The following is a 26,185-nucleotide window of genomic DNA, read 5'->3' on the forward strand; positions in this document are numbered from 1 at the left end:
CCCCGATGAAATCCATAACGATAGATGATTACTGGAGACGCCGGGGTTCGAACCCGGGTCCTATTGTGCCTCTATGGGGCCTCTACATGTTTGTCCTACGATTGTTGTTTCGGAGAGCCTTAACCCGCAGGCAGGTGTGCCCCTCCAATTCGATTCCAGTACATCATCCATCGAGAACCGAACACCGATGAATCACGTCCCCCGTTTGAGTCGGACAAAAAACCACCGGGGGAGTAAGCCTTTCGTCCGTAGCAGAGATTAAGCTGCTAGTGCTAATTCGTTGTTAGCGTTTATTGTTTTGAAGGTTTTTAAGAGGCCCCTCACCCCTACATGCCACCACACTTCAACTACAACAGTCGAAACCAAATTCGTCCCCGTTGTTATCAGTTAGACGCCCAGATTTCGATGGAATTCCGGAAATTCAAGGAATTTTTCCCCTAAAATTTCCCGGAATTCCGGGCAAAATATCCTGAAAATCTTCCTTCCTTCCCATTTTAAGCTATAAACGTGCAAAGACTTTCCGAAGATACCGAACTGTGTTAGGAAAGAAATTTATAACGAACAGAGTTTATAAAAATATGAAATTCATCGAACACCTTTAATTCGATATCTAACCATCTAATTTTTGATCCAATGTAATATAACGAATGTTTTATATACAATCCCGAAAACCTTAGTGGCGTTGACTTTTTTCCGAATTAACGCTACATTGGCACACAGAGAATTGGATCGCCTTCTTGGTTTAGGAAGAGCGTCCGTGAGGATAAAAATTTAAAATGAGAAAATCTATCATTTGGAAAGCCGTAGCGGCATTGGGGATTTGTTTTAGCGCGATTTCCCTCTCCGCACAAAGCCAGTCCCAACTTTTTACGAAGCCTGGTGTCATCGGAGATTCTTTGAGCCAAGGTTTCTTTGGCGCTACCGTGGAAAAAAAGACCCAAGACTGGGCTTATCCCGTGCTTGTCTCCAAACAAGCCGGCTCGGGAGTAAGTTATAACGTTTTAAAAGGACCGTACATTAACTTCGAGGATGTTCTTAAAGGGAATTGCGGTATCTTCTGCATCGCAGCAAGCGTTATCGGTGGAAACCAATCTACTGTTAGCCTTCCGACCCATGCAGGCATCACCGGCGCAGATTACACTACCGTTCTGAAAACTTCGGGCCAGTGCGAAGATATCACCGCTACGAAATGGACCAGGCAATGGTACTGGGCGACCTGGTATTGGTTTACCTATCGCTGGGTTCAAGTAGCGGATTGCCAAGCTCCGGATAAATTCCATCGTTTCGGATTGGGAAATTCCGGAACTCAGATGGAAATCATGGAAAAAGTCAGACCGACTTTCTTATTCGGAACCGCAGCTGCAAACCACGTTCTTTGTACGGCCCTAAGCACTTCCACGAATTGCTTGGACGAAGCGCGATTCAAGAGAGACATCCGGGAAACGATGCGCAGAATGTCTGTGATCGGATCCATCCAAGGTGGAGTTCTCTTTACGATTCCGAATGTGACTTCCATCGCCTTCTTGGAACCGTACCAAGATCCGCAAGGAAGAGCGAATTATACGGGGTTAAAGGCATTTTTCCGTTCTTCCGTTTCCGATCCTTCTCAGGTTCTGGACGCGGGTGAAGTAAATACCATCACGAACTTCTTAACCATGTTGAATGGCGAAATAAAAGCCCAAGCGGTCGCGATGGGATTCGCGGTTGCGGATCTGAAAGTACTATTCGACGATCTGAAGGAAAACGGAAGGTTGATTAACAGTCCGTCCGGATGGAGTCCCGGATACGCCAGAGCGAACTGGCCGCTTCCCGGGCAGCCCGGAATCTTCGGGTTGGACGGAGTGCATCCGAACCAATACGGTCATACGGTTTTTGCGAACGAATTGATCAAAGCGATCGATTCTAAATACGGATTTTCCATTCCGACCATCAGCGAATATAACGCTTGGTATTATGACAGCTTAAACCGCAATCCGATCGATCTGAAAAAATTCCTGACCGAAACGATCTTCGGGCAGTTTATTTCTTGGGTCATCGGAATCTTCGTATAAACTTTCGATACAGATCGCAAAATCTCGAGGAACTTGTTCTCGAGGTTTTGCGATTCCTTTCTTTAAAAACGCCTCGATCGCGCGACAAGTATGCTTCTTATTAAAAAATATTCCCTGTGGATCCTACTTGGGTTCCTTGTATTCGTTCTTCTATTATTTATTTTTTGGCCCGAGCAATCCCGCAAAATCAAGTCCGTCAGCCAGGAAACCGAGACGGTTTTGGAAAGAAGACGAAACTTAACTTCCGGAATCGAATTCCCGGAAGCTCCGCATCCGTTCCAAGAAGATCCCGAATTGGAAGGGCAAGCAAAGAGATTATGGCCCCATGCTTTCGGTCCGAAAAAGACGGATTCCGATCGGGAAAAAATCCGGGAAGAATGGGCCGAATTCGCACTCAAATATCCGAAAAACATTTATATTCCTGCAGAATTTCGCCCCCCATTAACGGAAGAGCAGGAAAAGAAAGCCCGAGAAAGATTGGATCTCGTAACTGCGGCGGAATCCCAGTTTGCGATGGCGAGAAGCGCAGGAAGATTTGCGGAGCCGGGCACCTCTCCCGCGCAAACAACCGAACCCCAGGTGACCCCCCAGCAACAAAGAGCATATTTGGAATATAAAATCCAGGAATTGGAATCCAGGGTACAGCTCGTAGAATACACCATACAACGGGGACAAATGGATCCCGCCCAGGTTTCGGAAGCCAACCAGGATATCGCTCAATGGAAAAGCGATTTGCAACAATTAAAACAAACCCTGAATATAGTTCCTTCTTCTTAAAATGGCAAAAAAGATCCGTTTCTATTTTTTACTTCGTCTTTCCTTTCTAACATTTCTAACCTTCTTACTTTCATGCAGCGGTCCCCCAAAGCCGGACCGTCTACCTGAAATTTCGGAAACGGAACCTGCCAGTCTCGCGGAGCTTGAAAAGGCTTTGGAATCGGAAAATGCCCAGGCCAAATCCCTGGCGATTCTGGAGTTGGCCGATCGGAACGAGAGAAACTATCTCCCAAAGATCAGAAGTTTCCTAACCGGAAATGAAAAACCATTGCGCGGTCCGGCCGCCCTCGCATTGGGAATTTACAAGGATAGATCTTCTAAGCAGGGAATATTAAATCTTTTGCAACCGGGATCGGGAGTCGGAATCGACACGGTATTGGAGGCTTTGGCAAGAATGGGCGATGCCGACGTAGGAAATAAACTCGTTCCTTTTTTGGAAAGCGAGGATTCTACGATTCGTTTATTAACTGTGGATACCTTGGTCCGGATCGACGCCCGTTCTGTTAGTGGAAACCTTTTAGCGTCCGCTCAAAAAAACTCCGACCCGGAGAAGACCAAAACATACGCCATGGCGATCGGAAAACTGCGAATTCAAGCTGGAGAAGCTTATCTGCTGAAACAATCCGAAAATTTAAGGCCAAGCCCTAGTTTGGCTGCAGTTTATTTAGCTCTGGGTAAAATCAAAAGTAGGAAAGCGGTTCCTCTTCTGATTCAAGCAATGACTGCGGAATTCGATAAAGGAAGAGAAAATTCTTCTATCGCGCTAGTGGATATAGGGGATCCGAGCTCGATTCCTGCGGTTTTACCGTTAATCGGCCATCCGAGTAGGGAAATTCGTTACAGAGCTGCGGACGTTCTCATCGGAATTCCTTCTCAGCAGACGGGACCAAATGTATTGCGCGTACTTCGTACTGGATCGGCGGACACGAAAGGACCGGCCTCTCATATTTTAGGTCGCATCAAGTACGCTCCAGCCCGAGAATCCATCGAGACTTCCCTCCTCGATACCTCCTTGCCGGACCGCGAAATCATCGCGCAGTCCTTAGGATATCTGGGTGATAAACGAAGTATTCCGGTCTTATCCGGAATCAGCCAGGAAACTTCCGGCGAGGCAAGATACGGAGCGGTTTGGGCTCTAGGTGGAATCGGTGCACCGGAAGCGTTACCTCTATTGGAAAAAGCGGCCGATTCCTCTGATCAAAAATTGGCGAGGATCGCGGCCGAGAGTTTAGGTATGATCGCTTCTCCCAAATCGTTGGCCTTACTGGATCGTAAAACCCAGCAATTCCCGGACTTAGCGCCTAGCACCTTAGGTGCGATCGCGTCCATCAAGGGAGAAGAAGCGGAATCTATTTTGGAAAAATATGCCCGGAGCCAAAATTGGAATCTGCACCAAGTAGCAGTTGCACAACTCGGGGCTCGAAAAGATCCCAAAAGCCTTCCTGTTTTGATCTTTCTTTTGGAGGATAACGAGACTCCTCGAAACCGGAAATTGGTGGTCGCGGCGTTAAAATCCGTGACCGGAGAAAAATTCTCTTCCAAAAACGAGTGGTTGAATTGGTACCAAAGTCGAAAGTAAGGGAAGAATTTTTTCGTCCTTTCCATGATTTTACATCTTAGATTCGTATGTTCGCTGAAATTCCTTTTTCCCTTTTTCCTTCTGTTCGGTGCGATGGCCTGTCGGACAACCGAAACGGAACGGAATGTATTTCGGGAAAATCCTAAGAAAAACCTCGGAACCGACTCGAAATACGAATTAGAAGATGGTCTCTACGCGGTCCATTACGGAAACGGAAGGCGGTTGGAACTCTCCGACGAATCGGAGGACGGAACCGAACGCAAGGAAACGGTTTTTCTATTTTATCTGATCAAAAGTGGAAATAGAATCCTGTTGATTGACTCCGGAATCTCTTCCGTGCGAACCAAGGACAGATACGGTCTCAAAGACTGGGCCTCTCCCAGTACCATCCTAGAAAAAGCCGGAATCAGAGGTTCGATGGTTACCGATATCGTATTGACTCATTTTTCCGCCGATCACGCAGGAGGGCTGGATTTGTTTCCGAGAGCTAGGGTTTTCATCAATCCGAACGATTGGGAGCTTCTGAAAAAGACGGATTGGTTTCCGAATCTCAGAAAGATTCTGCACACCAAAGAAAAGGATAAAAAACTGACCTTTGTCCAAGGCAGCCTGGAAGTGTTTCCCGATTTTAGAATTCTCTTTACGGGAGGGCGAACCCCAGGTCACTCAGCGGTAGAATGGTTGCGATTTCCGAAAAATAGGGTACTCTTCGCAGGTGATGAATGTATCTTCACGGAACTTTGCGCGGGAGGAAAAGATCCTGCGGGTCTACCGCTCTATTCCGTTAAAAATCATCGGGAATTTATACAATACTTGGAATTGCTAGTAGAACAAGGGACGAAAATCCTAACCTTCCATGACCCTTCGCTTCTCCGTCCAGAAGAGGAAGTGTTTCCTCGAATCTATAGGATTCCATAAACAAGAAGGGCTTCGGTTTTACCCGAAGCCCTTCGCAGGCGTTAAAACCTTCGAATTACTTGTACACCCTATCTATCTTTTTCTGATACTTTTCGGTGATTACGTGGCGTTTCATCTTTAACAGGTTGGTCAATTCATCCCCTACTTCGAATGCTTTCGGAGCGATCACCACATGTTGTACCAATTCGAAGGATTTAAAACCTTCCTTCGTACTATTGTACTCCCGAATTTCTTTTTTGTAGAACTCGAGAACTTTAGGATGATCCACCAAATCTTTCAGTTCTTTCGCGGTGATTCCGTTCTGTTCCAGCCAAGGTTTCAGATTATCGATATCAGGAACGATGATGGCCCCGAGAGCCTTTTGGTCTTGTCCGAACACCATGGATTGTTTGATAAACGGGGATTCGTCCAATTTATTTTCGATGGGAACGGGCTCCACGTTTTCTCCACCCAAAAGAACGACCGTATCCTTAGCACGACCGGTTAGAGTAAGGGTCTTCTTATAGTTGATGAAACCGATATCTCCCGTATTGATCCATCCGTCCGAGATGGTTTTTTTAGTCGCTTCCGGGTTTTTATAATACCCTTTCATGACTTGCGGCCCTTTGATATGAACGACTCCCTTGAGTCCGATCTTTCCGGCCAAGATCTCACGATTGTCGTTGATATGAGTCAGGATTTTTCCGTTGTCGTCCCTGATCTGAAGCTCCGTTTTCGGAACTACGTATCCGACGGATCCGATAATAGGATAATCGTAATGGCGGACGGAAATCACCGGAGCGGTTTCAGTCATACCATAACCTTCCAAAACGAGCAGACCGATATCGTTGAAGAAATTGTCAACGTGCCGTTGTAAAGCCCCGCCTCCGGAAAGAGTTCCTCTCAGACGCCCACCGGTAGCTTGGCGGATCTTCGCCAGAACGATGGCGTCCAGAGTCTTATAATTGAAGATCAATCCAAGACCCGCTATGGTGAGAAGTAAACCTGGCACGAAGGGTAGATTCGGATTCGCACTTTTCACGTAAAAATAGGCAGCCAGTGCAAGAATAGAAACCGTAAACGGGCCTGTTAAAATCAACCGGAGTATCGCTTCTATCCCCATTACGAGGGATTGGAGCGGATTTCTTCCTTCGTAATCCACTTCTCGTCCGCTTAAAAAGCGGACCGCTGCGTGATAATTCTTAGAAAACAGATACGCAGTGTTGAACAGGAATTTTCGAACCGGAGGAGTCTGCTTTGGATCGTTGATCCGATTGTAAATACCGGAATAGATACTTTCCCACACCCTAGGCGCGGAAGCCATAAAGGAAGGTCTCGCCTTCGCGAGGTCATTCCGTAGATCCGCAACTTTCGTATAAAAGGTAGCGATACCGAGGGAGATTGCCGAATACTCTACTACCCGTTCGAATATATGCCATACCGGGAGGATGGAGAGCATACTATCATCCTCTTTGATCATGGACTTTTTCAGGATCAGGGGGACGACATATTCGATTTGGTGCGTCATGTTGGAATGCATAAGCATAACGCCCTTAGGCATTCCCGTTGTTCCGGAAGTATAAATCAATGTGAACAGGTCGTCGGGCTTGATTCCTTCGATCCGTTTTTCGGCCTTTTTGGAGCCTTTTGCCCGATGTGCCCGCCCTTCTTCGATCAAATCGTAAAGATGCAAAACCCCTTTCGTTTTGATTTTGCTATCTTTATCCATGATAATGACGGTCTTGACATCCTTAAGTTTGGATTTGTTCTTAAGGAACTTCTCGTATACCTTGTCGTTTTCCAGAAAAACGACAGCAGCATGAGAATGGTTCAGAATATGATCCATTTCCCCATCAGTGACATCCGTTCCTCGAGGAACGTTTGCGGAACCGCAAAATAGAACGGCCGCATCCACGATAATCCATTCCAAACGGTTGTCGGCAATCACCCCGATGTGATCCCGGGCCTTTACTCCGAGATCGATGAGTGCTTCCGCTAGATTCAGGCCGAGATCGGCCAATTGTTTGAAGCTAGTAGGTTTATACTCTTTACTCTCGTCCTTGGACCAAAATGCGGGCCTGTCCCCGTAGGCCTGGGCTGCCTTGAGGTACAACTCTGCTAAATTCTTATACATTGGAGTTCTTCCTTTTTGAAGAAGGGATAAATAAATATTACCCTTTGGTAAATTGGGCTAAAAGAGCGCTTACGGTATTGCGAGGAAGAGAAGAGTCAAGAAAATTTTAGAAAAGAGAAAAACGGTGCGGTGCAAAATCGGAGAGAGAACGAGTTTTGATAATATAAATTCCGCCCGCAGAATCGTCGGGCGGAATTCGAAACGAATACCGGAATTACTGCTCTTCGCCGGCAGCTCCCTCGTGGGAAGGAGCAGGAGTGGAAGACTCAGACTTGGATCCTTCTTCCTCTTTTTTAGCTCCTTTTTTGGACTTTTTACCGTGTTTCTTTTTGGATTTCTTTTTCTTCCCTTTTTTACCTTTTTTCTCGGACTTTGCCGCACCGGAATCTTGCGTGTGAGCGGGCTCGTCACCTGCCGCATCTTCTGCAGTCAGTCCGTTAAAACCGAAAAGAGCGATTGCGGAAACTAGAAGGGAAGCTAGAATTTTTTTGAATAGGGTCATGATAGTCTGCCTATATTTTAGGTTGGTTTTAATGCCTTACTTTTATTATTATGTAAGGCAAATCAAACCGAATTTAGCAAAAAATCAAATTTCGAGTCGAGAAGGTTTCCACTTGGAAGGCACTTCCACAGCCGAAGTAAGTCGTTCCAAAAATTTCGATTTCGGTATCTCGTACGCCCCTAACGACAGCGTTACGGGATTCATCTGCTGGGTATCGAACAAAGTAAAACCGTCCCTTTTCAAAATCTGGAAAAGATAATGGAGAGCGATTTTTCCGAAATCAGGTTCGAAAGAAAACATGGACTCGCCGGCAAAGAATTTTCCGATCGCCACTCCGTAAACTCCTCCACCGAGAAGACCTTCTTCGTTCCAAACTTCCAGACTATGTGCGTAACCTTGTCTATGGAACTCGGTAAATCCTTTTAGGAACGTATCCGTAATCCAAGTCTGCTCCTCGGAACGGTAAGAACAGCAACGCATAACCTGCTCGAACGCGTGATTCATCGTGATCGTATATTTTTTCTGCCGAATTTTCCGGTGGACCTTACGGCTCAGATGAAGAACATTCAGATCGAAGATCGCTCTGGGATCCAAAGAAAACCAAAGCAAAGGTTTATCCATCCAGGGAAAAATTCCGTGAGTATAAGCGTAAAGTAGACGGGACGTACTAAGATCTCCCCCGATTCCGACCACCTCTTCCTCTGTTTCTTTCGGGTTGAGAAAAAAATCCGAAAAATCCCGGATTTTAGGAATATACGTCTCCTCGCTCGGAAATTCCACCTCACTCCCTCCCGATAGGAAACGATTCTTCGATCCTATAGATCGGACCATCGCTTCTGCTGGAATAAATATGAAACTCTCCCGGTTCGAAGACAGGAAGGGTAAAATCCCGAAATTCTTCCAGATAGGTCATAACGCTTCTTTGAGCCGAATCCCGAAACCGGGCTATGGTTATATGCGGCTTGTATTCCCGTTTTTCTACGGAAAAACCTGCTCTCTTGCAAGCAGATTCCAAGGTTCTCTGTAGATCCAATAACCCAGGATCCGGATCGCAAGCGATATAAAGAATCGCCGGCTTTTTGAACCCGAACCATCCGAGTCCGCTAGCTTTTAGAGGAAAGACTCCCGCACTGACATCAGTGCAGATTTCCCGCAAAGAATCAAATCCTACGGAATCCAATTCGCCTAAAAAAACCAGAGTAACGTGAAAATTCTCCTCCGGCACCCAGCGAGCTCCTTCTATACCGTAGCAAATTCGGACAATGGAATCGCGGATTTTTTCCGGAAGAGAAAGACCGATGAACGTTCTCATTCCAAATCTACCGAAGTGACTAAACGGATCCCGCGCAGCGCATTGCAGAGAATAATTCTTTCGGCCTCCCGAAAATCCGGTACGAATAAATCCTTTTCCCTGGCCTTTAGTCTTATCATTAATTTTTTTCTAGCGATCCCGGGTAGGATACACGATTGAAGGGAGGGTGTGAACCATTTTCCTCCGATTCTTAGAAAAATGGAATGGATACTTCCTTCTAGAATACGAGCTTCCTCGTCGGTAAAGACTGCGTCCAAATAACCTTTGGAACGTGCCGATTCGTATCCTTCCAGATATGCCGTCCGAACACTGGTTTTATGAAGACGGAGCGTCTCGTTATTCCGCAATCTTTTATTCGAAATCAAGATTCTCCCTTCTTTCTCCGCCGACGGCCATAATTGCATTTCGAACTTCAAACCGAGTTTCCGATCCAAAGAGATCCGCACACGGTATGTGTTCTTAGCGTTTCCCGAACTCTCTATTTTTATTTTTTCTAATATAGATTTCCATTCCTGATCAGGAAAAGTAAAACCCAGTTCCTTTGCGGAATTTCGCATCCTTTCTTCATGTTCTTTTTCGAAATATACCGTACCTCTTTTCGCTCTTGCCGTCGTGAAAATCTCGAAGTTCCCTCCGATTTCGCGGACGGATTCCGTTAAAAAAGCAGCCTTGGACCAGCATTCCTTCCACTCTTCTTCAGGGTCTGAATCGATCGTAATCCCGGCGCCAATCCCGAACCTGCCGCTCCGCCCGTCTCCGAAATCCCCCTGAAACTCTAGGGTGCGGATCGGAATGGATACCGTTTCCTGCCCGGGAGATAAAAAGGCGATTGCTCCGGTATAGATTCCTCGACTTCCTTCTAGAGAAGAAATGATCTCTGTCGCCCTCCGTTTCGGTGCCCCGGTAATCGATCCGCCAGGAAAGAGAGCCTCCAGAATTTTCGAAAAAGAAACCCCTTCGCTTAAGACGGAACCGATATCGCTCGTCATCTGAAAGACGGTGCTATATTCCTGGATTCCGAACAGATTTTGAACGGAGACGGAACCTAATTCGGATATTTTGCCTAGATCGCTCCGAATCAGATCCGTGATCATCAGATTTTCGGCCCTATCTTTTTCGGAGTCCTGCAAATCTGTCCTGAATCGAAGGTCTTCTTCCGCATTTTTTCCTCTGGGCCTAGTCCCTTTCATGGGTGAAGTTCTTATGATTTTACCCGTTCTCTCCCAAAAAAGTTCGGGAGAAAAAGACAGAATTTCTCGCCCGACGTTGTCCGCCTTTTCTCGACCAGTATAGATCCATGCCTCGTATGGAACATCCTGCGCCTTACGAAGATCGAAAAAAAAGCGGCCACTCGAACCGAGAAGATTCAACTCTAGGGGAAACGTGTAATTAATTTGATAACCGTCCCCATTGCGTAGCGATTGTTTGATCTTATGGATAGAATCTTCAAATTTATCGAAATTTATGGAAGATTTGTACCGAATAGAATAACCTTCCGCGGAAAAGGAATTTTCCCAGCTTGCCAATTCCTCTTTTTCTAAACTCTTATACTCTTGGAACGTTCCGAACCAAACTAAGGGAAAATCGAAAGATGAATCGACATATTCTCCCTCCCCTTTTAAAAAAGCATCTCCCGATTCGTATGAAATCCATCCTGCCGCAAAAAAACCTTCCGAAACCTTATCTTCGATTTTCCGAATGATTTTAAGAACTTCGCTTCGTCGATTAGTAGTGAAGACTTCCTCCGGAAACGCGAGGATAGGTTTTTGTTCGCACGAAAACCCTCTTCCCAAAAACACGAAAGGCTTTACACCGTTGTCCTTAAACCAATTCATACAAGGAAGTCTTTTTATCCCTTATCCAAATAGCGATCGGATAAATAAAGTGAAATGATCCTATATAACCGTTTTGCGTCCATAAAACAGCTTAGGACATTTTCCTGGGCCGGAAAAATTTTAATAACCGCGATCTTTTATTTTCTTTTAGGGCATATCGGTTTTTTTACCGCTGCCTATTCCGGTTACGCATCTCCCGTATGGCCTGCGTCGGGATGGGCTCTCTGTGCCTTGCTTTTATTCGGAAAATCTGCGGCGATCGGAGTGGGTTTCGGCTCTTTTGTCTATAATCTTTCGACCAAACTAGATATCCTTTCAGAATATCCCCTTGCTCCGCAATTTTGGGGAGCGATCTTAATCGGATGCGGGAGCGGTCTCCAGGCCCTATTAGGTTCCATATTCTACAACAAAATCGTTCGGGACGCGGATTTTACGAGAAACACCGCCAATGTTATCCGATTCCTTTGGATGGAAACCCTTGTCTGCACCACGAGCGCTAGCGTGGCCAACTTAGGGCTTTTCTTAATGGGAATCATTCCTGCAGAAACGATCGCTTCCACTTGGATCTTTTGGTGGTCCGGGGATATGCTGGGGGTGTTTCTTTATTTTCCTTTTTTCTGGTCGTGGTTGACTCCGAATCTCTCTTCCCCCAAAAAAAACGTGCTAAGAGAAAGTATCCCGGTGATCCTTTTGCTGATACTCATCGCATCGGCAACGTTTAACGTTTTTCGAATCAAAGCCTTGGAGCTGGATTATCCAATCGCCTATCTATTGATAACGATAGTCATATGGTCCTCCATACAGTTCGGAGCCAGAGAATCCTCTCTAACTCTCACTTTGATCTCCGGTCTTGCAATTTGCGGGGCTCTCCAAGGTTCGACACAATTTTCCGCATCTTCCCGGGAAACGTCCCTTCTATTATTGCAAAGTTTTCTCTCGGCGATGTCCATCACCTCGCTATTGGTATTATCGGTCGTTCGGGAAAGACGGGAAGCCGAGCGCAGATTGCTGCATTCTCACGGTGAACTGGAGACTCTCATAACGGAGAGGACTCTGGAACTGACTAAGTCGAACGTTTCCCTGGACGAAACCGAGGCTAGATACAAAAGATTGTTCGAAAACATTCCGATCGGTATCTTCGAATGCGATTACAGTCGAGTAAAAGCTCTTTTAGATTCCCTCCCACCGATGGGGAATATGCAATTTTACCGATTTCTATCCAAGAACCCCGAATTTATGCGGGAATGTGCGCAGTCCATTCGCGTAATCGACGCAAATCTAGAAACCGTAAAGATGTTCAAAACCAACTCCAAAGAGGCGGTATTGCAAATTACGAAAAATATCTACGATATCGGAAAATCCAACGATTTCGTTAATCTGCTATATTGCATTCGATTAGGATTAAGAGCCCTCGAATACGACATTTTTTTAACCGCTTACGACGGAAGCAAATTCGAAGCGACACTGAGATGGTCGCTACCGCCGGAATCGGAAAAAACTTTTTCTTCCATCATCGTCACCGCAGAAGTGATTACCGAAAAGAAAGAAGCGGAGCGCCAGCTCAAGGCATCACTTCGGGAAAAAGACGTTATGTTGAAAGAGATCCATCATAGGGTCAAAAACAATCTGCAAGCGATATCCAGTTTATTCAGCCTACAGGCGGACTATGTAAACGACCCCAAAGTTCACGAGGCCTTTGCGGAAAGCCAGAATAGAATCCAGACGATGGCATTAATACACGACGAACTTTACCAATCCAAAGACTTAGGCGATATCGAATTTTCCGGATATGCAAATCGCCTTTCGGCTAAAATTCGTTCTGCTTACAAGATAGGTCCGGATGTCCGTTTAAAAACGGAAATGGAGCGACTGAATCTAGAAGTAAGTGTGGCGATTCCACTAGGCCTAATATTAAACGAACTTTTGACGAACTGTTTCAAATATGCATTTCCTAGCGGATTCCAACCCGAATCGGGAGAGAGAAGCGTGACCATCCGGATCGGAAAAGAAAAGGATTTCGGAGTGCTGGAAATAAGCGACACTGGATGCGGCTTGTCCGGAGATTCGGATCCTTTCGAAGGTCCTTCCTTCGGACTGACTCTCGTTCAGGTCCTAACACGACAATTAAAAGGAAAGCTGGATTTTTCCAGTTCCTTAGGCAAAGGAACCTCGTTTAGAATCCGATTCTCTCTCGCCCAATAACGAAAAATCCTTGCTTATCTTTTAAGCGTGAACGAGTAAGGATTCCAATGAGAACCAAGCCCCCCAGTCCGATCGCGAACAGAGCAGAGGCTCGTAGAGAACAAATACTCGAAGCGGCGCTAGAGGTTTTTTCCGAAAAGGGATATCACGAAACCGGCATCGCGGACATCGCCGGAAGATTGAATATCGGGCACGGTACCTGCTACAGGTATTTCAAGAATAAACTGGATATCCTTCATGCACTTGTGGATAGAATCCTGATCGGATTGATCGAAGTGGTCAAAAAAGAGACACCAGACAAATCCGACACCCTCGAGGAGTACAGGCAACAAATCGTAAGTATCGGAGAGGAATTGTTTCACCTTTTCGCAAAAGACCCGCGACAAGCCAAAATCGTTTTTTTCGAGGCCATGGGATTGGATGAAGCTATTCAAAGAAAGGTACGCTTGGGAATCGATCGAAGTGCGAAACTCACGGAATTGTATTTAAAGAACGGAGTATCGAAAGGATTTTTGCGAAAAGACCTGGATACCCGAATCGCTTCACAGGCAGTCAATGCGATAATGTTCGAGGGAATACGCGCGGGAATCTCCTACGGAAAAGACGCGAAATTTGCGAGAAGATGGATGGAAGAAATACCGAAGTTAATGTTGGAAGGGATGAGGAAAAGATAGGCATCTTTCTTTAAAACGAATACCTATCTTGCTGTCTCATTCTATTCCGATGCGATAAAGTTCTCCAAGTCTTTTACGGTCACTTCAGGAATCTCTTCCATAGGAATATGGCCCGCTCCTTCATAGACTCGGAATGCCGCTTTCGGCAGGCTCTTTTTCCAATTTCCGAAATACTCGTATTTTAGCCATTCGTCCTCCGTCCCCCACATTACCATAGTTGGTTGTCGAATTTTATCGATTCCTTCCGAGAGTTCCGCGTTCGTGAATTTTTGGCGGGCCATAACGAAAAAATAATTATAGGCCGTACGGTTCCCTTCCCTCATGGAAAGATCCGCGTATCTGTCTTTCAGTTCTTGGGTGACTTTGTTCTTATCCCCGTAAACCTGTTCGACGCTTTTTTCTATCATGAATTTCGGTAAGACGTGTTTTGCGAATGGACTTACCAAAGGATGACTCGCCAAGGCGATCATGGGAGGAAGAGGTTGGGCATAGCCGACCGAATCGATCAAAACCAACTTTAATACCTTTTCGGGATGTTTCAGCGAGTAATTCCAGGAAATGTAACCGCCCATGGAATTCCCGACCAAATAGAATCGGTCGATCTTGAGAGCGTTCAAAAATCGGTCCAAGGTCCGGACGCCTTGAGGCAATTCAAGACCGTTCAGATCTTTTCCGATCCCCGTCAAACCGTGCCCCGGAAGATCCAATCGGATCACCCGATATTTACTTTTTAGTTTTTCCGCCCAAACGTCCCACGTATGCAAGGAGGAGCAGACTCCGTGTAAAAGAACGATTACCGGTCCTTTTCCTTCATCCCTATAATGCAGATCTACGTCGTCTATCCGGATGAATTTAGAATTTTCGTTCGCATATTTCGATTTCAGTTCCTCCAAAGGAATGGATCCGATCCCCAAAAACCGGCACGAACCGAAAAAGAGAAGAACCGATAGCAGAAAGTTCTTCGATTTAAATATTCTGTTTAGCTTCACTGGATTACCTCATTTTATAAGCTAACCCATCCAATGACTACCATATCAATTCCCGGAAAAATACGGGTAAAGCGGATTTCGTTTTTTTGACCCGAGTTTTGAATAAACCGAGTAGATTCACCCAAAAAAAAGATCTTCGCTATTGACAAAAACTGAATGACATGTCATTCTTATATTATGAGGAGATAAATGAAATGGTTCAAGTGGATGTTTTTTGGTCATACGGATTAGGGGCCGGCTATGCAGTCGCTGCCGCTCGTCAGATCCGAAAATTACAATCGGGAGAGGGCAAAAAGAGCAGCCTCCCTTCCGTAAAGGGAAATTCCGTATCTTTCTGGAATAACGAGTATTTCATTACGAATTTATTATACTTGTCACTCCTATTCGCTCCTTCTGGCCTGTACCTTGTTTGGCAATTCACTAGTTGGGAAACGATGCATGCGGGAGACAAGGGAATGCCGGGATGGTTAGTCTGTTTATTCGGATTCACGAACGTTTCCCAAGGGATTCTAGGGTTTTGGGCGGTCTGGGCCTTGTTAAAGGCGGGCCGGGCATTCTTGGCCTACTTGCAGGTGGCTATAGGCTATTTCGGAATGTTTTTCATTCTAGTTCACGGGTGGGACGGTACTGGATACAAAAGATTTTTCTCTCCGACTGCGGAATCTTTTCGGAACGATTGGACTTGGTCTACGGCGCAAGGTTGGTTCACTTCTGATGTAGCAATCACATTGTATGTGATGGGAGTCATCCTGATCCCAATTCTGATTTGGTCCATGCTGAAGATAGAACAAGAAGGATGGGCGATTTCCACTTCTCCGGAATTTCCCGTCTCCTCCAGCCCTTCCTCACTGGGATCGACCTCGGCTTTTCTTGCGACAGTCTTTATCGGATCCTTGGGATTCGCTATCGTTTCCAGTGTCCTAATCCACATTTCAGGTTGGATCTTAGGAGTTCCAGCTTCGATCGCTTTCATTTACCTTTTCGGCTTGAGCAAATTCGGACTCTTCCGGTATTTCTATCGGAAAGTGATGCAACTCCCGAGCGAAAAGGCTTCCGCAAAAATAGCGATGAAATCGGTGGCTTAATTCCTTAACGGAAAGAGAAAACAATTCATCGAAGGGTGGGAAAGGGTAAAGTCCCCACCCTTCTCTGGGCGGGGGCCGGTGCGGTGGTACCCCGCCGCCCAAGCTTTGGCCAAATAACAGATTTTTCCGATTTTGAAAATCTATTTTTTTAAGCTGAACACTGTAGGAGCTCCTGCAAAGAACACCTGGGCGAATCCTGGTAGTACGGATTCCCATCTTAAGTTCAATCGCCTAAGGCTTTTTTATATTCCCCAATCAGAAGATCCGGATTTTCCCTTCCGACAGAAATACGTACCAGACTCGGATCCAAACCTATTTCCTGAAGGAATGCTCTTCCCGTCTCAGTAGAGACCAGTTCATAATGGGCCAAGTACATATAAAGCATATTGAGAGTGAATTCAGTTCCAAAGCTGGGCCCTTTCAGAAGCTCTAGAGAATCGTAGAATTTTTCCAAAGGGATCCCCGGTTCTATCGTAATCACTCCGCAATGGAGATTTTTTTCACGAGCTATTTTGGAGAAATTCTCCCGATTCTCCTCGGAACCGCTCCAATGAACGGCTTTGATCTTAGGATGGTTTTGAAAAAACTCCGCTAAGATCAGGGCGTTTTTCCCGATCGCGCGGACTCTTTCTTTATATCCACGAACCTCATGCGCCATACGCTCCAGGTCCCGAACGTACGGCGATTCGACGAAAGCCGGACACCGCTCTTGTAGAAAATGAAAATACTCGGATTTTGGATTTAGAAAAACCGCACCCATCATCACGTCCGCATTCCCGCAAGCGAATTTGGTCAAACTCTCTACGATAACGTCCGCATAGGAGGAAAGATCCACGACAGCTGACCCGGCAACGGAAATATCCGCTATCAAAGGAATTCCGTATCGATCCAACAAACTTTTCAATTTAGGATAATCTGGTACTTGGATCAACGGATTGGTCGGAGACTCGGTAAGAACCGCCGCGACGCGGTTTCCTTCCTGTTTCAAAAACTCTTCCAATTCGGAGAGATTCCCTACCTCGTGAAAGATTCTGGACCCCCGAGAATATTTCTCCAAAATCCGGATATTGTCCACGTAGAGCCAACCTAAGCGTAACCAAAGGATCTTTCCTTCCTTAGCTCTAGCTTCGTCGAGAGCCTTGAATGTAGCGTAAATTCCGTTCATTCCGGAAGTGGTCAAAAGGATCTCAAGGTTCTTACCAGGATATAAGTTTCCGAGTTCTTTGCAAACGCTCACTTCCGGATCTTCTTTAAAGGTTTCTTCCGAATATACGGAATCTATGAGCCCTTTTTTAAATAAATAATCCTCCGCCTTGCGCGAGGATACTAGGCAACCGGTATGCTGTATGAAGGATAAAACCTGCAGTTCTTTCTCTTTATTGTTCTGAAAAACCAAGGTGATCATTCCCTCATCTTCCAAGATCGAAGCGGAAGGAATTTCGAAAAGATCGACGATGTGTTCGGCAGCTTTTCTAGAATTAACGATGAATTGAGGACCTTCTATCCCGTTCCTTTCCCGATTATAATCCAGGATTTTTTCCACATATGCATGCGCGATAAACCTAGGATAGCCCGCTTTCAAACGGGAGAGGGTTTCTACACGCTTTTCTTCATAGCCGATCACGTCCGCTACCAACGGCAGACTCATGGACACTGCGTGTACATTGGAGAATGGGATTCTTTCGCCGCATACGCGTCGAAAAGGTTCTTGCACTTCTTTCAGCATAATCCGCCTACCATCGCAATCTTGGAGCAGGAAACTTCAACCCGGAAAAGCACTTAAGTCGAAGTTTAATGGGTCTGAGATTCTGCCAGCCGTTTTACTCTGTCTTCTTCCGTGAGGGCCCCGATCAAATCGTCCAAATCACCTTCCATAATCGCGGACAAATTGTGACTGGTAAAGCCGATACGATGGTCGGTACAACGCCCCTGAGGGAAATTATAGGTCCTGATCCTTTCCGAACGATCCCCCGTGCCCACCATCTGCTTCTTAAGTGCGTCCGCGGCGGCTTTTTTCTCTTCCGCCTGCTTTTCCAAAATACGGGCGCTCAAAATACGCATCGCCTTGGCTTTGTTTTTATGTTGGGACTTCTCATCCTGACAAGCCACTACAACCCCGGTAGGAATATGAGTGATCCGAACCGCGGAGTCCGTCGTATTTACGTGTTGCCCGCCGGATCCTGAAGAACGATAAACGTCCACGCGCAGATCATTTTCATTTATATTCACTTCCGATTCCTCGGCCTCCGGCAGGACGGCAACCGTCACCGCGCTAGTATGAATCCTTCCCCCGGATTCGGTCGCCGGAATCCTTTGGACCCGATGAGTCCCCGCTTCGTATTTAAAAAGGTCATAGGCCCTGTCGTTTTCCAAAGCGAAAACGATTTCCTTTAACCCACCGATTCCCGTCGGAGAGGAATCTATGATTTCGTGTTTGATTCCTTGTTTATCCGCGAATTTGGTATACATGCGGAACAAGTCTGCGACGAAAAGACCGGCCTCGTCTCCGCCGGTTCCCGCTCGGATCTCCACTAAAATATTCTTTCCGGAGTTCGGATCAGGGGGAAGAAGTAGAATTTCCAATTCCTTTTCCAAGGACGCGATCCGTTCCGAAGCGGAATTTCTTTCTTCCTCGTACATGGACCGCATTTCGCCGTCCTTTTCCGTTTTTAGAAGTTCTTCGGCTTCTTTTCTGTCTTGGGTCAGTTTTTTATATTCGGAGATCTTTTCGAATAATGGCGTGAGACGGGACCGTTCCTTATAAAGACGCTTCAATTCCTCCGGCTGGGACGCCGTGGTGAGCTCGTCCGAGATTTTCAGGTATTTTTGTTGTATTTTTTCTAGTCTATCTAACATAGAAACAGTATCTCATTGCCTTAGTACTTCACTCCCTTCCATGGAAAACTACAATTCAATTCTTTCCGAGGTTTCCGAAAGGATCCTTTCCCTGCTTACAAGTTTGAACTCCTACAGAAGCCCGTACGCGAAAACGATAGGAGAGCCTTCCGATTTCATCGACAGGTTAACCCAAAAAGCCTCGATTCAAGCGGCTTTGACAAGTGGAGCTCTTTCCTTACCCACCGGCGCGGTCGGCGCCATAACTTTGGCTCCCGAGACCTTTTTGGTCCTGCGAGTCCAGGGAAAACTGGTAAAGGATATTGCCGCCTTGTACGGCAAGGAATCCCAGGTTACGGAAGAGCTGATGGCCTACTGTCTTTTTAACGACAAAACCTCCCTTTTTAGGAATATCCTCCGGGAAGTGGGTTCTCGGATTTTGATCCGGCCGGCGACCTGGGAACTAATGAGACAGGGAATTCTTAAGGTTGCCAAGTCCTTGCGAAATTCTTCTTCCTCCCAAGGCAAGAAACGCGGTATTTGGATTTCCTTATTTGGATCCGCACTTTCCGGCGGACTTTCCTATTCGGAAACGAAAAAGGTCGCGCAAAGAGCCCAGTCGGTATTTTCTAAAGAAATCGTTTCCGTTCCCTCGGACGAACCTTGGGTGGAAGAAACGGCCTGACCTGCATGAACAAATTCGAAATTTTGCGTAAAGTCTGCGGACCTTTTCTTATCGTTCTCCTTTTCTTCGGAAATTGCAAAAGCAAACAAGAAAGTCTGATCGAGGAAATCCAGGAACTGATCGAAGAGGAAAAATATGAAAAGGGGACGGAACTCTTAAAGAATTATCTCTCTCATCCTAGATCGGATGCGGAAATCCTTTCAAAGGAAAAACCCGAATCTCCGCGAATCGTGGAACTTTCTTCCGATCGAAAACGACTCGTCTTCGTAGAGGATAATAAACTGACGATCCGCGACTTGAACGAAGCCGCTTCGGAAAGTAGAAAATTGGATGAAATTCCCGCGTCCGTTGCCGTTTCTGTGAAAGCGAATTTTGCACTTTCGGAATATCCGATGGCAAACGGTTGTCGTCTATTGGCCCTTTCCTTAAAAGATGATTCCTTGCAGTACGAATCCGGTGCCCAAATTTCCTGCAGAAACCGGGGAGGAATCTCGGACGACGGCTCCAAGATTTTTTACTTCGTGGACAATCAATTGTACGAAGAGAAGACGGTCGAACCCAGAACTCCGAAACTCGTACTGGGCAAGGAAAAGATAGCTCCCCCTTTTCCGAACCTGAAATCGAGATTTTATCTCTATCCGATCGGAAAGGACTTCCTGCTGTTTTCAGGAAATGCAGGTTCGTATACTTTGTATTATTTCCAACCGGACAAAAAAATCGCGGACAAGATAGACCAGGAAGTCATTAGCCCACAGCTTTATTACGGGCCTGACAACTCCGCGTTTTATCTAGGCGGAACCATTGGGCGGCTCCATCTTCGCAGAGTTCAGTACGGAAAAGGAAAACCGACGATTTCCAAATTGTTTACGGTAAGCAGAAAAGAAATCAATCCCTGGAAACTTTCCGCAAAGAACGAATTTCTTTCGAATTATTCCGGCAAAGTACATCTCTGGGGACCGATGAGAAAAAGCCAGATTCTGCCCTTATTGTGCGAACGTACTTGGGTAGTTCATCCAGAGCGGGTTCTATGCGAGACCGAATCGGGGAGTCTTTATTTAACCGGTTTGGAATTTCCGGAGGACGATTGGACCCTGATGAAGTTGTACGAGGAAATTCGAAGCAAGTAAGAATGGTACCGTTTTTCGTCACGGCTGTGCGAAGGACGACGCTCTCTTTTTAAGGATGTCAGAACTTTCTCCGATCCGGCCTTTTTTTACTTTTAAAGAAAGCCTTCGTTTATATTTCCATACTTCCGCCCCGAAATAATATGTTTCCTTTCTTGACAAAACAGAATTGAATCCTGTTTATTATGCGAAGTGAAAACGTACAAACTTCTATTTCAAAGTAGCGCTCCGATTTCAAATATCTCGGTTTCTATTTGTTACGAGTGCAAAAAAGAGGATTTCCTGGAAGTGTTAAATAAATATTGCCCGTACGATAAGAGAATAGTATACTTCGTACGCTGCGACGGATGCGGCCGAACAACGGGATATTTCTATAATTTAGAAGACGCAGTCAGAAAATGGCGCGGTATGCAATCCTAAATTAGTCGTTTGTAAAACGTTTGTAACATATTTTAGGCCCTGCCTACAAATTAGACTGCGCTACAGTAAAAATCAAAAATCTTATTGTTAAACGACATCTCTCAACCCATAGATGGAATGGGTCACTGATTCCCGGCACTGTAGTTTCTATGCCGGTTTAAAATGTAGAGCGACCGCGACGCAATCGCAATTAAATCGTAAAAGTAGAATATTCCGTGCTGATTTGATGGAGAGAAAAATGAAGATCCAACTGGTCTATGAAGCGACTTGCCCGAACAAAAACACAACGAAAAGACTAATAGAGAATATTTTACTCACACACGGAATTTTCACGGATATCATTGAAATAGACAGAGACGATCCGAATGCTCCGAATTTCGCAAAAAATCTCTCTTCCCCGACGATTCTAATAGACGGAAAAGATATCGAAGAAGGCACCGAGGGTCCCGGAGGTAATTCCTGTAGGCTTTACAAAAACGAATCCGGAAAACTTTCCGGAGTTCCCCCGAGACATTTACTAGAAAACGCAATCCTGGAAGCGAACCGCAAAATCCATTGATTGAAACGAAAAGTTACGATGATCAAAAAGAAGATGATTCTGAAATTATAAATATAGGTTCAACAATGCGGGTCCCTTCAGGCTTTCCTTAGGCTCAAGGTTTCCGTATCTAGTCTTGATAAAACTCGTTCCGGAAAAAGCTTCCTTCCAAATCGATCCGAAAAATAAAACCTGGCCGCTGGATTCGAATCCCGCTTTGGAAAACCAATCCCGAATCTGCCCGTCTCCTTCCTTCGATCCAAAAACGATCCATCTGGAAACGAAGGTCTTTTTGACTGCATCCTCCGTTTCTGGAACCCGGATCGCATTTCCGAAAAGAACTCCTACTTTCGCAAAAGGAGGAGAGGCGATCCAGAACTCTTCCTGAGCGGAGTCGGATCCTGCGACCAATTCGGAAAAAACGGAACCTGACCTTACTTTCTTTCGCGGAGTCGAAACGCCGTAGATTTTTCCATCGGGTCCGAACAAGAACCCGCGTTCCTCCCAGTTCCCCGGATGGATCTCCAATCCTTTTTCGGTGATTTTCGGTCCAGGCAAGGCGATCGTTCCCGCTAGAATGTGGACTCCATACAATTTGGAGAGTTCGGAAAAGATTCTTTCGTACGTTTCTTCAGATTTCTTTGCGATTTTAAATCGAGTCTCTTCTTCCGAAAAAGCGGCTACGCCTGCTCGAAAAGGGGACAGCCTGGAAATCCACAAGGAAGAATTCCAGGCATCGATTTCGTTTTCTGAACGAAAAACTTCTTTTCTCTGATTCAGCAAGAAAAGGTAATTTCCGATTTCGGCGGGATAGATCACTAAAGTGGTCTTGTCCAACCAGCCTTTCTCTTTCGCTAAAAGAAGCGGTTTTTCCAACCAAGAACGAAATCGATCCTCTCTCGAATAATATTCGGGATCGAATTCTAGTTGAACGAGCACTAGATTGCCCGCCCTGCGATTGTATCCGGAAGACTCCACTCGAATCTCCCGCTTTCCATCCAAGCGGGAAAATTCCTCCTCCGAAATCTCCGTTCCGGAAAGAATCCAGCCTAAGATGAAAAATATCGGAATTAAAAAAATGGATAGAATGGCGTTTTTCCAAAAAGGGCTCATAGAATCCGCCCTCCTTCGAGAAAATTTTTATCCCTCAAAAGCGGGACGAAATCCTTTTGGTAGAGAAGCATCGCATCCAACATGTATTCGTAAAATAGTTCTGTCGGATCGTAGGTTTCCGCGTTTACCCACGCGATATAATCGTGTTCTTCGGAGAGAACGATCTCCCCTTCCAGAAATTCCGCATGATACGCCAGGATAATACACGGATGGTTCCCTTCGCTTACGCGGTGTTTATGAACGAAGATCGGATTGGGGCGGACTCGAAGTTTGCAGGACGTTCCCATTTCCTCCGTCAGTTCCCGAGAAAGACTGTCCAACCAATCTCCATAAAATTCGTCCTCATTCATTCTACCGCCGGGCAAATCCCCGAACCCTGACTTACGATCCCGTAAAACCAGCAATTCGGCTCCCCTTCGTAAAAATACTTTTTGGGTAATCTGAAAGAAACCGTGACGGGTCAAGAATTTCCCCTCCTGGAAGAACTAGGGTTAGTCGGTCCGTAAGAGCCGTGTCTGACAACCACTTTTATGGAATCCGGTTTTCTAGCCTCAACGTATGCCTCGGGAACTTCTTCCCCGGAAAATTCGGCTGCAATTAAAAGCTTGGACAATTCCATTAAAAATCTTGGATGAGAATCCAGAGCGGAAAGAGTTCTTCGAAAATCTCCGCATCGACTCGATTGTAAATTTCCTCCGTTTTTGATCCAATCCAAAAACCGATCTTGTGTTTCGTTCCTCCTCGGAACAAGAATCGATCCTCTCGGTCGAAGCAAAGACGAGCCGTCCGCTTTCCCTGGACGAATCACTGAATCTATGGACGGGAGAGAAGAGACAATGGCGAAGTCGAAACGTCCGAGATCTCCCGTAAATTCAGGAGAAGCCAAGAAATTCGTCGCGGCCGACAAGGAGCCGGAAAAAAATCGGATCCCTTTTTCTCGTGCCTTCGCAAGCAGAAGTTCTTCTTCGGAAGACAAAATCACTTTTTCCTCCAGAAACACCCAAACCTTTTCGTCTGAAGGGTGGATTCCCCAGGAAAGATTCCAAAAATCCTCCCGTAACGGCGCGATCGTAAGCTCGTCCACCACGAGTTCCGTTAGATTTTTCATTCCTAAGGAAGCCTGACCGTTCGTCGTTTTTCGATGGACCACCGAAGGGGTAAGTTCCATCGAAATTTTCAGTCCGCTAACGGCTCCCGTCGTATCGAATACCAAGTCGAATTCGTTTTTCAAGTCTTTCCAACGTATAAGCTCGGAGGTTCCGTTTTTCAGGAATTTTTTTCCGGACAACTCGGGAGAAATTGCAGTTCCGGAATCCAAACCTTCAAAAACGAAAACTTCGTCCGCACCCGCATTGAAAGAAATGTCTTTTAACGCTTCCCGTTTAACGACGGAGGAGATTCTGAAATCCGATTCTTGGCAACGACGATACAGATTTAAAGCTGCGAGAAGCAAGGAACCCAATCTCCTCGGACCGAGCACGGCGATCCGTTTCGGATTCGAACCCAGGCGCTGCAAGGAAGTTTCTACGGCATGGAAGGAGGCGGAAAAAGGTTCCAGAAGAACCGCTTCCGAATCTGACAAGGATCCGATTTCCACCATAGTTCCGATCGGAGCAAGTAAATAAGGTCCGAATCCCCCGGGTAAACGATCGATTCCGAGAACTTGCCGGTCGGGGCTATGAGTAAAGAGCCCGCGTCGGGCAAAAATATCAGAACCTTGCCCTCGAGCAGTCGAAGTGTCGTTGATTTCCAATGCGAACTTTTTTCCCGTCCGAGGATCGGATGCGACCACTTCATGACCGATCACTTGAGGAAGAGGGAACGGAAGAAAGCGCCGATCCAAATCCGTCGAACATACTCCGCACAATTCCGTTTTGAGAAGGCGGTATCCTTTCCCTAGAGTCAGATAAGATTCTCCGTTTCTTAGGATCTCCCAACCCTCTTGTTCCGAACCTTCGACTCTATACTTGGATAGGGAAAACGTATCGTCACTATGATAATCGAAGGCGGAAAACTCCACGAACTCCAATCAACGTCCTCCCACAAAAAAGCCCAATATGAGCAATAGAAGCACAAATACGAGATTCAGAATGAACCCAGTATGCAATTGTTTTCGTTCCTTATGATTCAGGAAATAGGCGGCAAAGACGACCGAAAGGAATCCCCCCAAATGAGCCCAATGGGCCACCTGATCCCTGGCAAATAGATTCGTGATATCCGAGTATACCATGACCCACGCCAAAGCGAAAACAGGAAAGGGATAGTTGCGCTTTCGAATTCGAATCGAGAACGGAGACAAAAGAGCCGCCACTGCCGCCAAACCCGAGATCGCTCCCGAAGCTCCGATCGCAGGGCCGGAGTCTTCCAAGAACAATCCTCTCACCAGAGAATCGAGGAATCCCGAAATAAAGGCGCCCATAAAAAAGAAAAGCAGCCACTTTCCGACTCCCACCTTGTATTCCACAATGCGCCCTAAGAAAAATAAAAACAGCATGTTCCAAAAGAGATGAGTGGCATCGGCGTGCAAAAAAGCCATGCCGATCCATTTCCAAGGATAGAACTCACCCGGACGGCTGATGAAAAAATCCTCCAAGATTTCACGAGGCACGAATGCGTTTAAAACGATTTGAGAAATCGAAATGAGAAGAACAAAGGAGGCGGTCAAAGGGAACTCGAAAAAAAAGGCCCTCACTTCTTGCCCTCGTTTATAAAGTGGTTCAAATACGCTTTCAACATCACCTTCAATTCCCGTAAAATTCTCTCGGCAAGCGTTCGATCGTCTTTTTCCCTAAGCCAACGGGTCAAAACGGAATCCGTCACTTCCACAATGATCCGGGAAATGATTTCTCCTTCCGGATTGTCCTTCATCCCGGGAACGATTTTCGAAAACAGATCCGAAACATTGGTCGCGATAAAGCGATTGTTTTCCCGATCGATTTCCTCTAACTCGGGATCCAATTTGATATTCGACCAAAGAGGTACGAACCCTGGTTCCGTAAGATACAGGTGCGCAAACGCGTCGATCACCTTGTCTATCAGTTCCGGCCAACCTTTCTCGTCCACTTCCACGGTAAGAAAGCCCATGAACATTTCGTTGACCCGTTCCAGATGTCTTTTCCCGACAGCGTTCAGGATGGCATGTTTATTTGGAAAATATTGGTACAAGGAACCGATAGGAATCCCGGCTTTCTGTGCGATCAGATTCGTCGTGATCGCTTCGGCCCCCACTTCGTCCAATAACGAAGCTACGATATCCAAAATATATTGAACTCGCTGGATTGCTCTTTTTTGGGAAGGAGCTTTTCTAGGTTCCAATCCTAACGGTTTCGACTTGGGAGAAGCTTCCGCAGATTTTCCGTTTTTTACTACTTTGGCCAACCGGGTCTTCTCCGAAAAACGATCTCTTCTTCCCATAGACAGCTACGGGAGGAAT

At 46.1% G+C, this 26,185-nt stretch carries 23 protein-coding genes and 1 other RNA gene; 10 read left to right on the top strand and 14 right to left on the bottom strand.

Annotation, left to right across the window (positions count from 1 at the left end; genetic code table 11):
- Window positions 1-29 precede the first annotated feature (29 nt).
- Window positions 30-376, bottom strand: a transfer-messenger RNA (tmRNA) gene (gene ssrA, locus EHO60_RS04675).
- A gap of 400 nt (window positions 377-776) precedes the next feature.
- On the opposite strand from ssrA, the gene EHO60_RS04680 reads away from it, so the two are divergent.
- The 4 genes from EHO60_RS04680 to EHO60_RS04695 all read left to right on the top strand — a co-directional run bounded on the left by EHO60_RS04680 (window position 777) and on the right by EHO60_RS04695 (window position 5,325).
- Window positions 777-2,051, top strand: coding sequence for a hypothetical protein (locus tag EHO60_RS04680; RefSeq protein WP_135767002.1), 1,275 nt, complete (start codon window positions 777-779; stop codon window positions 2,049-2,051).
- 90 nt (window positions 2,052-2,141) lie between these two features.
- Window positions 2,142-2,828 carry a hypothetical protein gene (locus EHO60_RS04685; protein ID WP_135767003.1) on the top strand — a complete coding sequence of 229 codons (687 nt, stop codon included), beginning with the start codon at window positions 2,142-2,144 and terminating at the stop codon, window positions 2,826-2,828.
- Between the two features lie 154 nt (window positions 2,829-2,982).
- Window positions 2,983-4,407, top strand: coding sequence for a HEAT repeat domain-containing protein (locus tag EHO60_RS04690; RefSeq protein ID WP_246028139.1), 1,425 nt, complete (start codon window positions 2,983-2,985; stop codon window positions 4,405-4,407).
- Window positions 4,408-4,431: 24 nt separating this feature from the next.
- Window positions 4,432-5,325, top strand: a complete 894-nt coding sequence (locus tag EHO60_RS04695) for an MBL fold metallo-hydrolase (RefSeq protein ID WP_135767005.1) — start codon at window positions 4,432-4,434, stop codon at window positions 5,323-5,325.
- Window positions 5,326-5,380: 55 nt separating this feature from the next.
- Here EHO60_RS04695 and EHO60_RS04700 read toward each other — a convergent pair whose 3' ends face one another.
- From EHO60_RS04700 to EHO60_RS04720, 5 genes are all read right to left on the bottom strand, one after another.
- Complete coding sequence (locus EHO60_RS04700) at window positions 5,381-7,438, bottom strand: AMP-dependent synthetase/ligase (protein WP_135767006.1); 2,058 nt, start codon at window positions 7,436-7,438, stop codon at window positions 5,381-5,383.
- Window positions 7,439-7,652: 214 nt separating this feature from the next.
- Window positions 7,653-7,940 (bottom strand): hypothetical protein, encoded by a 288-nt coding sequence (locus EHO60_RS04705; protein WP_135767007.1) that lies wholly within the window; start codon window positions 7,938-7,940, stop codon window positions 7,653-7,655.
- An 84-nt stretch (window positions 7,941-8,024) separates the two neighbouring features.
- Window positions 8,025-8,684, bottom strand: a complete 660-nt coding sequence (aat, locus tag EHO60_RS04710) for a leucyl/phenylalanyl-tRNA--protein transferase (RefSeq protein WP_167880187.1) — start codon at window positions 8,682-8,684, stop codon at window positions 8,025-8,027.
- A gap of 37 nt (window positions 8,685-8,721) precedes the next feature.
- Window positions 8,722-9,252, bottom strand: a complete 531-nt coding sequence (gene thpR, locus EHO60_RS04715) for an RNA 2',3'-cyclic phosphodiesterase (RefSeq protein ID WP_135767009.1) — start codon at window positions 9,250-9,252, stop codon at window positions 8,722-8,724.
- The gene (locus tag EHO60_RS04720; RefSeq protein ID WP_135767010.1) at window positions 9,249-11,087 is read right to left on the bottom strand and encodes a bifunctional chorismate-binding protein/class IV aminotransferase; all 1,839 of its coding nucleotides are present in this window, start codon (window positions 11,085-11,087) and stop codon (window positions 9,249-9,251) included. The genes thpR and EHO60_RS04720 overlap by 4 nt, the downstream gene beginning before the upstream one ends.
- Before the next feature lie 54 nt (window positions 11,088-11,141).
- Between EHO60_RS04720 and EHO60_RS04725 the strand changes: the two genes are divergently transcribed.
- The gene (locus tag EHO60_RS04725) at window positions 11,142-13,289 is read left to right on the top strand and encodes an MASE1 domain-containing protein (RefSeq protein WP_135767011.1); all 2,148 of its coding nucleotides are present in this window, start codon (window positions 11,142-11,144) and stop codon (window positions 13,287-13,289) included.
- Window positions 13,290-13,336: 47 nt separating this feature from the next.
- Window positions 13,337-13,963: a TetR/AcrR family transcriptional regulator gene (locus tag EHO60_RS04730; RefSeq protein ID WP_135767012.1), complete on the top strand. Its 627-nt coding sequence runs from the start codon at window positions 13,337-13,339 to the stop codon at window positions 13,961-13,963.
- Between the two features lie 41 nt (window positions 13,964-14,004).
- Here EHO60_RS04730 and EHO60_RS04735 read toward each other — a convergent pair whose 3' ends face one another.
- Window positions 14,005-14,877 (bottom strand): alpha/beta fold hydrolase, encoded by an 873-nt coding sequence (locus EHO60_RS04735; protein ID WP_246028140.1) that lies wholly within the window; start codon window positions 14,875-14,877, stop codon window positions 14,005-14,007.
- A gap of 269 nt (window positions 14,878-15,146) precedes the next feature.
- Between EHO60_RS04735 and EHO60_RS04740 the strand changes: the two genes are divergently transcribed.
- Window positions 15,147-16,037: a hypothetical protein gene (locus tag EHO60_RS04740; RefSeq protein WP_135767014.1), complete on the top strand. Its 891-nt coding sequence runs from the start codon at window positions 15,147-15,149 to the stop codon at window positions 16,035-16,037.
- Between the two features lie 223 nt (window positions 16,038-16,260).
- Here the strand turns inward: EHO60_RS04740 and EHO60_RS04745 are convergent, their stop codons facing one another.
- Window positions 16,261-17,763 (bottom strand): PLP-dependent transferase, encoded by a 1,503-nt coding sequence (locus EHO60_RS04745; RefSeq protein ID WP_135767015.1) that lies wholly within the window; start codon window positions 17,761-17,763, stop codon window positions 16,261-16,263.
- Between the two features lie 65 nt (window positions 17,764-17,828).
- A complete protein-coding gene (gene prfA / locus EHO60_RS04750; protein WP_135767016.1) occupies window positions 17,829-18,893 on the bottom strand; it encodes a peptide chain release factor 1 in 1,065 nt (354 codons plus the stop codon).
- 40 nt (window positions 18,894-18,933) lie between these two features.
- On the opposite strand from prfA, the gene EHO60_RS04755 reads away from it, so the two are divergent.
- The 3 genes from EHO60_RS04755 to EHO60_RS04765 all read left to right on the top strand — a co-directional run bounded on the left by EHO60_RS04755 (window position 18,934) and on the right by EHO60_RS04765 (window position 21,660).
- A complete protein-coding gene (locus EHO60_RS04755; RefSeq protein WP_135767017.1) occupies window positions 18,934-19,557 on the top strand; it encodes a hypothetical protein in 624 nt (207 codons plus the stop codon).
- Between the two features lie 5 nt (window positions 19,558-19,562).
- A complete protein-coding gene (locus EHO60_RS04760; protein ID WP_135767018.1) occupies window positions 19,563-20,684 on the top strand; it encodes a hypothetical protein in 1,122 nt (373 codons plus the stop codon).
- Window positions 20,685-21,339: 655 nt separating this feature from the next.
- On the top strand, window positions 21,340-21,660 hold the full coding sequence (locus tag EHO60_RS04765; RefSeq protein WP_135767019.1) for a hypothetical protein: 321 nt from the start codon (window positions 21,340-21,342) through the stop codon (window positions 21,658-21,660).
- A 45-nt stretch (window positions 21,661-21,705) separates the two neighbouring features.
- Here EHO60_RS04765 and EHO60_RS04770 read toward each other — a convergent pair whose 3' ends face one another.
- Genes EHO60_RS04770 through EHO60_RS04790 form a run of 5 tightly spaced genes read right to left on the bottom strand, consistent with a single transcriptional unit; the run spans window position 21,706 to window position 26,166 of the window.
- Complete coding sequence (locus tag EHO60_RS04770) at window positions 21,706-22,752, bottom strand: hypothetical protein (protein WP_135767020.1); 1,047 nt, start codon at window positions 22,750-22,752, stop codon at window positions 21,706-21,708.
- A complete protein-coding gene (locus EHO60_RS04775; RefSeq protein WP_135767021.1) occupies window positions 22,749-23,216 on the bottom strand; it encodes an NUDIX hydrolase in 468 nt (155 codons plus the stop codon). The genes EHO60_RS04770 and EHO60_RS04775 overlap by 4 nt, the downstream gene beginning before the upstream one ends.
- Complete coding sequence (locus EHO60_RS04780; protein WP_342775990.1) at window positions 23,213-24,772, bottom strand: MDR/zinc-dependent alcohol dehydrogenase-like family protein; 1,560 nt, start codon at window positions 24,770-24,772, stop codon at window positions 23,213-23,215. Before EHO60_RS04780 ends, EHO60_RS04775 begins: the two co-directional genes overlap by 4 nt.
- Window positions 24,773-24,781: 9 nt before the next feature.
- Window positions 24,782-25,444, bottom strand: a complete 663-nt coding sequence (locus EHO60_RS04785; protein ID WP_135767023.1) for a rhomboid family intramembrane serine protease — start codon at window positions 25,442-25,444, stop codon at window positions 24,782-24,784.
- Entirely contained in the window at window positions 25,441-26,166 is a 726-nt protein-coding gene (locus EHO60_RS04790; protein ID WP_135767024.1) for a TetR/AcrR family transcriptional regulator, read from the bottom strand. The genes EHO60_RS04785 and EHO60_RS04790 overlap by 4 nt, the downstream gene beginning before the upstream one ends.
- Window positions 26,167-26,185 lie beyond the last annotated feature (19 nt).

This window comes from Leptospira fletcheri, assembly GCF_004769195.1.
Taxonomy (GTDB): domain Bacteria; phylum Spirochaetota; class Leptospiria; order Leptospirales; family Leptospiraceae; genus Leptospira_B; species Leptospira_B fletcheri.

Coding starts and splice junctions, on each gene's coding strand:
- EHO60_RS04725 (WP_135767011.1), top strand. CDS start 11,142: ATGATCCTATATAACCGTTTTGCGTCCATAAAACAGCTTAGGACATTT.
- EHO60_RS04700 (WP_135767006.1), bottom strand. CDS start 7,438: ATGTATAAGAATTTAGCAGAGTTGTACCTCAAGGCAGCCCAGGCCTAC.
- EHO60_RS04720 (WP_135767010.1), bottom strand. CDS start 11,087: ATGAATTGGTTTAAGGACAACGGTGTAAAGCCTTTCGTGTTTTTGGGA.
- EHO60_RS04770 (WP_135767020.1), bottom strand. CDS start 22,752: ATGAGCCCTTTTTGGAAAAACGCCATTCTATCCATTTTTTTAATTCCG.
- EHO60_RS04680 (WP_135767002.1), top strand. CDS start 777: ATGAGAAAATCTATCATTTGGAAAGCCGTAGCGGCATTGGGGATTTGT.
- EHO60_RS04745 (WP_135767015.1), bottom strand. CDS start 17,763: ATGCTGAAAGAAGTGCAAGAACCTTTTCGACGCGTATGCGGCGAAAGA.
- EHO60_RS04685 (WP_135767003.1), top strand. CDS start 2,142: ATGCTTCTTATTAAAAAATATTCCCTGTGGATCCTACTTGGGTTCCTT.
- EHO60_RS04765 (WP_135767019.1), top strand. CDS start 21,340: ATGAAGATCCAACTGGTCTATGAAGCGACTTGCCCGAACAAAAACACA.
- EHO60_RS04740 (WP_135767014.1), top strand. CDS start 15,147: ATGGTTCAAGTGGATGTTTTTTGGTCATACGGATTAGGGGCCGGCTAT.
- EHO60_RS04760 (WP_135767018.1), top strand. CDS start 19,563: ATGAACAAATTCGAAATTTTGCGTAAAGTCTGCGGACCTTTTCTTATC.
- EHO60_RS04755 (WP_135767017.1), top strand. CDS start 18,934: ATGGAAAACTACAATTCAATTCTTTCCGAGGTTTCCGAAAGGATCCTT.
- EHO60_RS04695 (WP_135767005.1), top strand. CDS start 4,432: ATGATTTTACATCTTAGATTCGTATGTTCGCTGAAATTCCTTTTTCCC.
- prfA (WP_135767016.1), bottom strand. CDS start 18,893: ATGTTAGATAGACTAGAAAAAATACAACAAAAATACCTGAAAATCTCG.
- EHO60_RS04705 (WP_135767007.1), bottom strand. CDS start 7,940: ATGACCCTATTCAAAAAAATTCTAGCTTCCCTTCTAGTTTCCGCAATC.
- thpR (WP_135767009.1), bottom strand. CDS start 9,252: ATGAGAACGTTCATCGGTCTTTCTCTTCCGGAAAAAATCCGCGATTCC.
- EHO60_RS04790 (WP_135767024.1), bottom strand. CDS start 26,166: ATGGGAAGAAGAGATCGTTTTTCGGAGAAGACCCGGTTGGCCAAAGTA.
- EHO60_RS04730 (WP_135767012.1), top strand. CDS start 13,337: ATGAGAACCAAGCCCCCCAGTCCGATCGCGAACAGAGCAGAGGCTCGT.